At 43.2% G+C, this 12,054-nt stretch carries 7 protein-coding genes and 1 pseudogene; 5 read left to right on the top strand and 3 right to left on the bottom strand.

The genetic code is table 11. From position 1 onward, the window contains the following. The first annotated feature begins 97 nt into the window (after positions 1 to 97). Positions 98 to 865, top strand: coding sequence for a mechanosensitive ion channel family protein (locus tag KJB05_RS10150; protein WP_244142982.1), 768 nt, complete (start codon positions 98 to 100; stop codon positions 863 to 865). A 534-nt stretch (positions 866 to 1,399) separates the two neighbouring features. Next, complete coding sequence (locus tag KJB05_RS10145; protein WP_244142983.1) at positions 1,400 to 2,848, top strand: lytic polysaccharide monooxygenase; 1,449 nt, start codon at positions 1,400 to 1,402, stop codon at positions 2,846 to 2,848. 303 nt (positions 2,849 to 3,151) lie between these two features. Here the strand turns inward: KJB05_RS10145 and KJB05_RS10140 are convergent, their stop codons facing one another. Continuing rightward, a complete protein-coding gene (locus tag KJB05_RS10140; protein ID WP_213053070.1) occupies positions 3,152 to 4,345 on the bottom strand; it encodes an ISL3 family transposase in 1,194 nt (397 codons plus the stop codon). A 307-nt stretch (positions 4,346 to 4,652) separates the two neighbouring features. Next, a complete protein-coding gene (locus KJB05_RS10135) occupies positions 4,653 to 5,588 on the bottom strand; it encodes a universal stress protein (protein WP_208444135.1) in 936 nt (311 codons plus the stop codon). Between the two features lie 88 nt (positions 5,589 to 5,676). Between KJB05_RS10135 and KJB05_RS10130 the strand changes: the two are divergent. Further along, a pseudogene (locus KJB05_RS10130) lies at positions 5,677 to 5,805 on the top strand (GNAT family N-acetyltransferase); the annotation flags it as partial. 137 nt (positions 5,806 to 5,942) lie between these two features. Here the strand turns inward: KJB05_RS10130 and KJB05_RS10125 are convergent. Beyond that, a complete protein-coding gene (locus KJB05_RS10125) occupies positions 5,943 to 6,566 on the bottom strand; it encodes an HD domain-containing phosphohydrolase (RefSeq protein WP_054822612.1) in 624 nt (207 codons plus the stop codon). 760 nt (positions 6,567 to 7,326) lie between these two features. Between KJB05_RS10125 and KJB05_RS10120 the strand changes: the two genes are divergently transcribed. Together KJB05_RS10120 and KJB05_RS10115 are read left to right on the top strand one after the other, a co-directional pair. After that, positions 7,327 to 9,669 (top strand): hypothetical protein, encoded by a 2,343-nt coding sequence (locus KJB05_RS10120; protein WP_208444134.1) that lies wholly within the window; start codon positions 7,327 to 7,329, stop codon positions 9,667 to 9,669. A 9-nt stretch (positions 9,670 to 9,678) separates the two neighbouring features. Next, positions 9,679 to 12,000, top strand: a complete 2,322-nt coding sequence (locus KJB05_RS10115) for a hypothetical protein (RefSeq protein ID WP_208444133.1) — start codon at positions 9,679 to 9,681, stop codon at positions 11,998 to 12,000. The last annotated feature ends 54 nt before the right edge of the window (positions 12,001 to 12,054 follow it).

The raw sequence follows: 12,054 nt of genomic DNA, 5'->3' as shown, positions 1-12,054 counted from the left end.
CGAACCAAAGTACCTCTTTTTTGATATTTAAAGAGGGACTCGCATGTGGGAAAACATTTCTTTAGAAACATTGTATGAGAAGTGCTTGGAACTTTTGTTGACATTTGGGCCAAAGTTTATCTTGGCTTTACTTGTTCTGTTCGTGGGCTGGTGGATTGTAGGCAAAGTCAGTCGTGCTATTGAAGTCGCGTTAGAAAAGATGAAGATAGAGCACGGCTTACGCGGTTTTCTTTCTTCCTTGGCGTCTGTCATTTTAAAGATCCTTTTGATCATTTCTGCCGCTTCCATGATTGGTGTCGAAACCACCTCATTTATTGCGATGCTGGGTGCTGCGGGCCTTGCCGTTGGTATGGCGCTTCAAGGTAGCTTGTCCAACTTTGCGGGTGGTGTGTTAATTCTGTTCTTCAAACCATTTAAAGTGGGTGATGTGATTGAAGCGCAAGGGCACATGGGGAAGGTTGTTGATATCCAGATCTTTGTGACCGTGCTGCTGACTTATGATAACCAAAAAATCATTATCCCCAACGGCTCATTGTCTAACGGAACGGTGAAGAATCTATTTTGTGAGGAGAAGCGCCGTATCGATATTGAGTTTGGTATTAGCTACGGTGACGATATCCATAAAGCCCGCCGTGTTCTCATGCAAGTGATGGAGAACTACGAGCTGATCATCAACGAGCCCGAGCCTACTGTGCATGTGAGCCAACACGGTGACAGCCACATCGGTATGCTAGTGTGGGCTTGGGTCGATTCAGAAAACTACTGGCCGGCTTACTTTGGCCTTTATGAACGAGTGAAAGATGCCTTTGATTCAGAAGACATCACGATTCCATTCCCTCAACGAGATGTTCACATCCACAACTAGCAAAAAAAGGAGCGTCAGCTCCTTTTTCTTTTCATTTAATACATAGCGATATTATATTTATTACCGAATGGCACTGTTTGTTTTATTTGTCATGCATATATTAGCTTTGCTTTTTTTATTAAAAGCTTAACTATTAACTCGATGATTGTTGGAAACTGAGTCACAAAATAATCAGTTATATTTAATATTTATAAATGGTGTTTTTTATTAAGCTGTTTGCTCTAATTTTATGCTAAATTTCTTTTGTTATTATCATTTAAGTGGTTGTAAGTATTGCTATTTGTTAGGCTTTTGTCAGTATGTTCTGAAATTGTCGTTTTATTTAAATTTGTGATGTTTGTTCATATCAATAATCGTCAAACTTTCATTGATAGAACTTACGTATATTATTTTTTACTGTTTACTGATTAAAACTATAAACATGAAATAAGTAACAACGGTTATAAAGCATCCGTTGAATCTTATTTGTACTATAAACGGTAGAGAGTGAAAAAAGTGAAAGCAAATAAAAACATTCTTAAAGCAGCAGTGGGTATGGCGATGCTATCTGGCCTACCAACAGCAGCAAATGCTCACGGTTGGTCAGAGTTTCCGAGTGCTCGACAAAATACATGTTATGAACAAGGCGGAATTTGGTCGGGTAACCCACCAAATGCGGCTTGTGCTCAAGCAAAGGAAATCTCTGGTTCTTATCCTTTTGTTCAGCGTAATGAATACGCTAAGAACATTACGGATTTCAACAATATGGCAGCAGTAAAAGCTGCGATTCCAGATGGTACGTTGTGTTACGCAAATGACCCTCAGAAAAAGGGCATGGGCGCACCGCATACTGGTTGGACACGTACGGAACTAAACACAGGAACATTCGAATTTGTGTTTAACGCGACCGCACCTCACAACCCTTCATTTTGGGAATTTTACCTAACCAAACCAGGTGCAGATCTGAGCAAGGCACTTGCGTGGGGTGACCTAGATCTTATCCAGACAGAAGGTAACGTGCCAGTTAGCGGTGGTAAGTACCGCATGAACGTGACAATCCCTTCAGATCGTTCTGGTGATGCGATTCTTTTTGTTCGCTGGCAGCGTGATGATGCTGCGGGTGAAGGCTTCTACAACTGTTCAGACATCACTATTGTGGGCGGCGAGACACCTCCACCAGAGCCAACGCCACAGCCAGACCTTGTGAAAGGCGACCTTTATATTCCAGTTGATTTCGTCGGTCCAGATCTAGGCGATACGGTGAAATACGACATCATCAACAAATACGGTGAAGTAGCACGTAGCTTTGATATTGAAGTGAATGCATCAAACATCAATGATTGGGAACGTCTACTGGCTTCTGAAATCAACGGTTGGCACGCAGAGTTCAAAGACGGCGCAGTCTTCATCGGTGATTGGCATGAAGAAATGTCACACTACATGTACTTCCAGAACGATCCATCACGCAACTTCTTTAACTCAAAAGATAGCCGTGCATCTGGCATGATTTCAGTTATTGATGGTGATGAAGGCGGCGTGGAGCCACTGACTGGTGACATCTACGAGCTTGTTAAGAGTGACAAGGTTGTAAATGCTGGCGACAAAGTGGTTATTGCAACTAGCGAAGCAGCGAATCTAACGCAAACCCAAGGTTCAGCAGTTAGCATTCAGAACAATGGCACGGCTTCTATCGTTGTTGATACAACGGCAATCACACAAAATGAAACACTGTCGTTTGTTGCGAATGCAGTGAACAGCGAGCGTGCAGAGACATTCACGTTTGAAGTTATTGCAGATGACAGCACGGTAGATCCGGATCCAACACCGGACCCAACGCCAGATCCAAGTGATGATGCATGGGACGCCGCAAAAACTTACCTAGGTGGTGAAGTAGTATCTTACGCTGACCAAAACTGGAAAGCTCAGTGGTGGATTCAAGGTGGTGACAATCCACAAGCGACTTACCAAAAAGACAAGTGGGGTGTTTGGCGTCCAGCTAACTAATCTCACTCGTTAAAGCGAAAAGGAATTGGCTAAGGCAAGCATCAAAGCCATCGCTCTTTTAAATAGAGTGGTGGCTTTTTCATATTAACTAAATATAGGTTGAGGTCCGTCGATAAGTGGATGTTGCACAATTGGCAAGTAGAAAAAAGTGGTGTGCTAACATGCTTATTATTAAAGCATTTCATGCGTTAATATCCTTTTCGAGCGTTAACTAACACCTCCTATAGTTAGACCTCACCTTATAACGACAATAATGCGAAATTAGTGCTTGAAGCCCCATGGAAGTGAGGGCTTTTTTTTGGTTCATCGCGGCTTTCCGGGGAAAGCCGCTTTTATCTTTAAGAAGAAGTAATCAGTATCTCGATAGCCATATCCCATCCGCTTAATTAACTTTATCTTGTTATTTATCCCTTCAAGCGTACAGGTATTCAGCGGGTAGCTTGCTGAAGCAGTGATCCCATGAAGGTATGGACGGAGCTTTCGAGCGAACTCTTTGAGCGGCTTAATTCCACTCTCATTCACTTGTCCCAACCATACCTGCCACAGGTTTTTAGCCTGAAGTTCAGAGCCGCAACGCCATAGCTCTTTTAATTGCGCACCCAGTAAGTAGGTTGTCATCAAGTCCTGATTCATATTCAATATTTCTGTGAGGTAGCTTTCCTGTTGTGTATTTAAATTATCCTTATTTTTCAATAATACCCAGCGCGAACGCTTGACCCATTGCCTTGCTTTTTTATCCTGTTTTAGCTTATTGGCTTGGTCGACTCTGACTCTATCCATCACTTCACGACCGAACTTAGCAACAACGTGGAACAAGTCATAAACGACACGGGCATTTGGGCAATGCTCTTGGACTTCAAGGTCAAAAGCCGTATTCATATCCATTGCTACTGCTTCGATATTTTTTCCGTGCTCGCCTAATTGTTCAAAGAACGGTCGAATATCCTTGCGGCTACGACCTAGCCCTATCCAGATAACCTGATGACTTTTCGCATCTGCAATGACTGTCGCGTAACGGTGCCCTTTAAAAATGGCGAACTCGTCCATGACGAGTTGCCTTAATTCACCCCATTTAACTGGCGGTACTACCTGTTGAAGCCGACGTTTATCTATCTCTTTGATTGTGTGCCAATGAACACCAGTCACTTGGGCTATATGTTTGATTGGTAGCAGGGGCAACAACTGTTCTATATAGCTTCGTAGGCGGTTAGTGATACGAGCATAGGGTTCCAACCAAGATAGTTGTTCTGTTTTAATGCCGCAGTGGCTGCACTTGATGCGTCGGGTTTGAACGGACAGTTCAACGGGAGCTCCTAGCAGTGTGGCTTCCTTCACGTTACGCCATTGATACTCATGTATGGCTTGAGCTTTAAGCCCGCACGGACACCTAGCGATAGAGTTAGGTTTGAGAGTGAGCTTTATTAATGATGGCGTCTGATGAGACTTTACTATATGAAAGCCTTCCCAGAATGAAGATAGGAAAGTATGATTCGACATGAAAACGGTAGTTTGTGTAGGTTTTGTTTGGCGATAAAACTCTATCACTTACTACCGTTTTTGTTTTCAGTTCCCGCTTATCCGCGATGAACCTTTTTTTTTTTTGCATTTAGGCTAGGCAAACATTTCAAAACGCATCTTCAGACTGCCTCTTTTTCACTAAACGAAGCCAGTATTATCTGACTCGTTAACAGCGCTGCATGTCGCTTTTAACTTTCACCATTCTATATCGTGGATAGTACATTTGTGCATCAATGCTTCGTATGCAGGCCCGCTTCTTGATATAAGAGGCGGGCTTTTTTCATTTTTACGCCAAGGGAGAGATAAAGCCTTCAGGTTTTAAAGCAACCAGCGAGCAGTCGATTGATTGCAGGACATTCTCTGCGGTATTGCCAATGATTACTCCTTGGATTCCGGTACGCGCGATTGTCCCCATTACTAATACATCGATTCCTTCCTTAGTGACCCAGCGAGGGATTTGCTCATCCGCAGAACCATGAAGGTGATGAACAACAGAATCGCCAGCGATACCAGAGGTAGCAATAATGGCATCGAGCGCTTCACGGTGTGCAGTTCGGTGCGCGTTGATCTGCTGATCTAGCACATCGTCTTCGATTTGAATCCACACGTGATGCCTCAAATAGCTTTCCATCTGATATTCCCAGCACGACACGATGTGTAATTGTCGATTGAAAGAGTCGGCGATTGCACGCGCAAGTTGCAGTAATTCAACCGTCAGGACTTCTTGTTCTTTACTGGAGATAATCGGATCGATAGCAACGGCAACGCGTTTTTTCACCATTGAGTGTTTGGGTTTTCTGTTTAGCCAAACTGGGCAGGGACATTTTCTTAGAAGCTTCATGTCGAGTGCTTTGAACCCTTTGCTGCCTTCATCCAACGGTTCAGCATCTTTAATTACGAGATCATAGCGTTGCTTAGAGACAGACTGGATGATGGAGACGCCAGGCTGATCGCCACTTTCAACATTAATAGGGAACGGCTCTACTATGTCGGAAGAGGGATCAAGGTCCTGTGCTGCTTTGATATCAGAGAACAAACTTTCTATCAGAGAGTTTTCGTAAGTGTGTTGATACTCGCTCATGTTGGTTGGCATCGCAGGGCAAACAATCAAACCCGATAATCTTGCATCATGCGACTTAGCGAGTTTCATCGCTTGTTCCAGTGAATCACTTTTACCTTCTAACCCTTGGCTTACGAATAAGATGTTTTGAAATCTTTTCATATCGACCTCCTTTTTATTAAGTGTTGTATCAAGAAGGTGATATTTCCATGTTTATATTGTGGTTAATTGCGCTAGGACAAACCCTCCGCGATTGCGATTCAATGAACAAAACCCACAAGCCGTCGGATTTTACCAGCGTATGGGCTTTAAAATCGAATCTCGCTCACCACTCGATGATATGGGTAAACCATTTCCAATTTTACACATGACGTTGTAACGCTCGATATGTCGTACATCCGCCTTAACAACGTTTTGTCAGAAGAAACGCCCGAAGCCAATAACTTTGGGCGTTTCCGTTTGTGACTGTTGGATGTAGGCAGTCACTCAAAACAGGTATAGGAAGGAAAATGTTTTTCACGACAGGTTGCTTTTACCGTGAGAATCGATGTAAGTAACAAACAGCTCGACTAGATTCGGATTAAACTGGCCTTTATCTTTTTCGGTTAAAAGGATGTTGATTGCTTTCGAGTTAGGCATCCCTTTTCTATAAGCTCTGTCTGAAACCATTGCGTCCCAGGTGTCGACAATCGCGAGCACTTGCGCGATAAATGGAATCTCGTCGCCCTTAAGACGAAATGGATAACCATTCCCATCCCAACGTTCATGATGAAGGCCGCCAACCATTGTCGCTGTTTCTAGAGCTTTAATGCCTCTTGCAATCTGGTAGGTGTGCTTTACATGCTCGCTCATCACTTGACGTTCAATTGGTTCAAGCTTGCCATGTTTATGGAGGATAGCCGTTGGTGTTTTTAGCTTGCCTAAGTCATGTACTAAAGCTGCATCAAAAATCAGCTCTAACTGCGCATCTGTAAAACTCAGAAACTCACCAAAATCATAAGCTATTAAGCATACATTGAGCGTGTGTGTATAGGTTTCCGGAGAGTGCTCAGCCATTTCTTGTAGCAACTCAAGTGCTGTAAATGAATGTGCGTGGTTCAATGCCATTGCATAAACATGATTGAGTTTGACGTTTTGCATACCTACACCTTAAGTCGTTCGTTTGGGGCGGCAAGTATGGTGAAGGTCAGTGCTTGTGTTAAATGAATGGTCGTGAATCGAAATTAATAAGGGTTAATTCGGTGTTTTAGAAGTTTTTAGAATGGCGTAATTGTTTGGAATCAACGAGATAGCGTCGTATTAAACCGATAGTGAAAATCTATGGAAGAATGGGTTTTAGATTGTGGTTGCGTGGGCAAAAATGGTGAACAGCTATGTCTCATCAATACGCGATTAATGACATTATTCACAATCATTTATTGGTAACTGATTTCGCTCGTGTGGATGATAACCGCTCGAACAATCAGTATTAATTATCACACCATGACCCGAACACTATTTCACATAACGCTATGGCGCACGGCGATAGCTGAGTTTTCAAAAGAAGTTGGTTATGCCCAAAGCCCCCAAGGATTGGTTAATAACCGAATTACCATTCAGCTGACACCCGAAAGAACGCGACTTGTTGCTACTGTTCATTTAGATGCCAACTCTCTAAACTATGAAATTAGCAGCACTCAAGATTGCTTCGATTTCTGCCAACTACTCAAGGCAATAGAAAGTGTCAAAAGCTTCTAACCAGTCTTAAGCTCTGGATTTTATCAATTAAAAACAATTAATTCACAAATTAATCATTTTAATATCATAGTCTTAATTGTTAATAACTAATCATAGTCATTTAGTGGTTACTTTGAAGCGTAGCAGCCAAAATGGTTGAATCTTCAACAATCGAGTGACATAAATGAAATTGTTCAACATGTATCTGTTGAAAAGGAATTCATCTCTATCTTTACTAGCAAGCGTCTCCCTCGCAACACTTCTTACTGCGTGTAATGGTGGTAGTGAGGGCGGCTCGGATAATCCGGTAATTACTTCACCTGTCGACAATACGGCGATATTCTCTGCCAACATTGGTAATAATGCTATTGTTGGTGAGCGCACTTCAATTAACGTTACTGGTTATGTCAACACAAGCGATGATAGCGAGTTTGAGATTACGTCTGTCGAGTCGTTATCAGGGGATGCTTGTCAGGTCGTCAGCTCTGGTTCAACGTCGTTTGATGTGAGTTCGAATGAAACGCAAGATTGCCTGTATCAATACCGAGTCTCTCCAATGAGCAGTAGCGCACAGTCAGAGTCTTATGTTCGTGTTGCTTTTGCTTCAACATATGCATCGACATCGCTACCGAGAATCACAGCTTCAACCACCGAGAATCAAGAAGTCATCATTGACCTTGAAACGGAGTTAGGTGCTTCGATTCCCGATAGTAGCTATGAGTTGCAAGAACAGGTGGTTGTTATTGGTAACGGAAGTGCGACTTATCTCGACTCACAACGCATTCAATTTACGCCGACAGGGAAAGGGAAGAGTGAGATTTTCTACAGCTACGAAAGCAGCTCTGCCATCAAACAAGGTACGATTTCGGTTTCTGTCTCGGAGTTGACTGAAAACACGCCGCCAACCGCCAATGTATTTGCCCATCAAGAGCTCATCAAACTAGGTGAAAGCACCACGATAGATGTTGCGTCATATGTCACCGATTTGGATGGAGATAACGTTCAGTTGATCAGTGTTGAAGATTTTAACTCTACGATCGCATTGTTGTCGCCAACGGACGTAACGAATACTCAATTTACGTTTGAGTCGACAACACCTGGTTCTCACGATGTGGCATATACCGTCAGTGACCACATGGGAGGTTACACAACATCGGTCGCTCGAATCGAAGTAGAGCCTGATTTTTCATTGATTCAAGATTGGGAAGACATCGTCACTTACGACCCAGTTATTGATACAGAGATTCGTTTCTTTGCGCCAATGACAAAAGTATATGCAGACTACGTAAATGCCTCTTACACCTCGACCTATACAGAAAATGGTGAATATGGTTTGAAAGATGCAGAGGTGGTAATGCAAACACTCACCCAAGCACGCCAATACTGCAAGGTGCGTGGCGGGCGTTTGCCCCTTCAACGTGAACTTGAAACCTTAATTGCAAATGAAACCAGTGCGTTCAGCAACCACAATTGGCCAACAAGTAAGAAGTATTGGACAGCAGAGAACCTCAGTGAAACCAATACAGCGACGGTTAACTTGAATGATGGTCTGATTGGTAACCAGTCAAAAACAGTGACTATGTACACAACGTGTGTTGACCTTAGCAATGAGGCAGTGAGTGATTTCTCAGTTTCACTTGAGAGCAAGGGGGGCGTATCCAATCGTTACGACTATCACATCCTAGTCTCTGACCCTGATGGAAATGCTGCGCATTTTGCCGACGTTAACCTTGAATCAGTTAATGAACGTGGAGTCTTCGAGAATAGAGAACCGATTAGCCATCTAACTACCAATGATTTAGGTGTTATTGACGATTCATATTTCGATATCTCTTTCACCGAGGAGGTTGTATCAATTGAAGTTAGCTCCGCAGAGGAATTGTTTCCGTTCGTTCCTGAAGACGATCATCTAGCCATTGATGTTACAGACTCAACGCTGTGGAGTAGTGATGAGTATTGGAACCAAGGTATATACGAGCCAAATGAACAAGGCTTGATGTTGATGCCAGATGTCGGCTACAGCAAGCTTTTTCACATTTATGAAACGCCGTTTAATGGTGAGAACTTTGTTATTAGATTTCGAGTTACGGCTGAAAGCAGTTCTTCTCGAGGTGAGTTTGCTGTGATGATACAACAACTAGGAAATGATCAGAGTACTTGGGAGCAAGACGGAGTTATACAAACAGGAAACACGAGACCTTACCCTGTAGGAGAACCGACGGCATTTGGTTTGAACGTAAACCTCTATGGTTCCACACCAGTCTCTCTGTTTGAAGGGGGAGAGGTTTCTAGTTCTACGAACATTAGCTTTCGTGACCCTGACCGTTATTACTGGTTTGATAAAAGAGGGGAAGAGGTTTTTGTCTATACCTCTCTCACCGAAGACAGACCTGCACAACCCTCTGGATCTTTTAGCATTACAGGGGAAGCTGATCTGACCAATCCTTATTGGTTATCGATCGGCGGAAAGAACGCAGAGGCATCAAAAAACTACCGTATTTCAGAACTGCACATGGCAGCTTACTAGGGGAACACAATGAATAAGTCTTTAATACTAACTCCAGTGGTGATGTGTTTTCTTTCTGCATGTAATGGTGGTTCTGGCGGCGATTCATCATCTAACAATGGCGAGAGTTCAGTATCCTCAGAGGCAGTTAGTATCGTCGCGTCTCCATCTCAAGCTAAAGCAATGGTTGGAACCGAAAGTACGGTTAAGGTAACGGCCACAAACAGTGACAATGTTGCGATGAAGCTTACTTCTGTGCGCTCAACTTCAGGTACTGCTTGTCAGGTTACTTCGGTTGAAGGTATGTCGTTCACTACCAACTCTGATGAAGTAGGCGAGTGCCAATACGAATATACAGTCGCACCACAAAATAGTGAGCTTTATGTTGGTGAGGAATCTTCAATTGCTCGTGTTTCTGTATCTGAAACAGCAGCTGATAACACATTACCCAACCTTGCAGAAACGACGGATATTGATACGCCTGTTGTGATTGACCTCTCTCAGGAATTAGCCGAGGAGCTTGATACATCAGTGTTCTATCTATCGTCTGATGCATCTGTGCTTGGCACCGGTATTGTGGATAGCGATGTGGCTAACAACGTGCTCACTTTTACTCCTTCTGATGTGGGGGTTTCTCGAATTACTTATTCGATGACTGATGGTTCAGTCACCAAGCTAGGAACGATTGATGTTGCTGTTTCTGATACGCAGAATACGCCGCCAGTAGCCCTTAACTATGTCCGTGAAGGAAAGCTAGATAAAGAGATGTTGGTAACAATCGATTTAACGGACTATATCTCTGATGCAGAAGATGCGGTGATCCTCGAATCCGTTAGAGCTTACAACGCGGAGACGGAAATTACGTCCGCATCTGAGCATACCTTTACTTTTCGTTCCTCAGAGCCGGGAGCACATGAAGTTGCTTACACCATTAATGATGGTCGCGGTGGATACGCGGTTGGACAAGTTTATCTTGAAGTAGAACCTGATTTTAGCCTTGTTCAAGATTGGGATGATGTAACGGTTTACGACTCAACAATTGGTGCAGATATTACATTTACAGCCCCTGTAAGTAAGGTGCTAGCGGACTATACCAATACCGCGTATACGAATTATCAAGCACAAGATGGGGTTACTGGGCCGAAAGGAGCGGAAGTGGTCACCATGAACCTTGAGCAAGCGCAAAACTACTGTGCAACAAGAAATGGAAGGCTGCCGATAAGCCGAGAGTGGGAGTTACTCAATAGTAGCCAAGGAAATCTGTTTACCACAAAAAATTGGCCAGCGGGGACGGAATATTGGAGCGCGGATATGCTTTCCGAAGGTTCTGGTAAAAGCTTCGATGCGACTAATGGTGGAAGTTCTGAGTTGTTAAAACAAAACGGTGCTGGCTTCGTTACTTGTGTCTTGTTAGATAGCGAAGCAGTAAAGGATTTTTCTACACAATTAGAGTACAGCTTTGTGAATGGTGTTCGTTTTGATTTGAATGGCGTTGTCGTCGACCCTGATGGAGAACTCGCCCCATTTCAAGAGGTAAAACTGATCTCTGAGCGTAAAAAAGGAGTGTTTTCAAACTATGAATCAGAAATTAGTAAAGTGTCCGGTTCATCCGGAGAGCTAGTGGATAGCTACAGTGATACGTCTTTTAATGACGAAGTACTAACGAGTCACACAAGTGCGTCTAACATCGATTCTATCGTATTCAAATCAGAGGCTGCATCTTCAAAGCTGGATCTAACTGAGGAAGGTAAATGGAATCGACTTTCACCAAGTGTTGAGTCTCATAAACCGTTGACTACTTACGGCATGCCTATATTAGATGGCCGTGATGGTGGGGACAACTTACGAACAATAAATGTTTACCAAGAAGGTTACGTTGGTCAAAACTTTGTCGCTTACCTTAAAGTGCAAGATGCTCGAGGTCTTGCACCTCAAAGTGGACGCTTTTCATTTGCAGTGCAGCAAGAGTCTTCTCAACCATCGACAGAATGGGGAAGTATCAATTGGCCCTCATCACCTAAGACAGATAAATCATTTGAAGTAATCAATGACTATTGGCATCAAAATACAAAAGTCATCTCAGGGTGGGAACTATACGATGAGACAAGTATGAATCTCTCTACACCAGAAAGGCATCTGTGGATTCAAGTTAATAACGGCATGTTAGAAATATACAACTCTTCCACTTCAGATAAACCCGAATCTCCGGTTTATAAGGGTAGTATGAATTGGTCTAGTATTGATCCCACCCAAACTTATTGGATACAAATTGGTAGTAGAATTGATTCGGGACATGAGGTTGCTGTTGGGGTAGATACTTATGTAACCGATGCCTACTTCACCAACTATTAAAGTGTAAGTCCAAGAAAAGCGCGAGCCACAGTGTCGCGCTTTTTCATGTCTAGT

Origin of the sequence: Vibrio sp. B1ASS3, from assembly GCF_905175355.1 — a bacterium.
GTDB classification, from domain to species: domain Bacteria; phylum Pseudomonadota; class Gammaproteobacteria; order Enterobacterales; family Vibrionaceae; genus Vibrio; species Vibrio owensii.
This window is presented reverse-complemented; position numbering and strand designations above follow the sequence as displayed.

Coding starts and splice junctions, on each gene's coding strand:
- KJB05_RS10145 (WP_244142983.1), top strand. CDS start 1,400: ATGGCGATGCTATCTGGCCTACCAACAGCAGCAAATGCTCACGGTTGG.
- KJB05_RS10140 (WP_213053070.1), bottom strand. CDS start 4,345: ATGTCGAATCATACTTTCCTATCTTCATTCTGGGAAGGCTTTCATATA.
- KJB05_RS10135 (WP_208444135.1), bottom strand. CDS start 5,588: ATGAAAAGATTTCAAAACATCTTATTCGTAAGCCAAGGGTTAGAAGGT.
- KJB05_RS10125 (WP_054822612.1), bottom strand. CDS start 6,566: ATGCAAAACGTCAAACTCAATCATGTTTATGCAATGGCATTGAACCAC.
- KJB05_RS10120 (WP_208444134.1), top strand. CDS start 7,327: ATGAAATTGTTCAACATGTATCTGTTGAAAAGGAATTCATCTCTATCT.
- KJB05_RS10115 (WP_208444133.1), top strand. CDS start 9,679: ATGAATAAGTCTTTAATACTAACTCCAGTGGTGATGTGTTTTCTTTCT.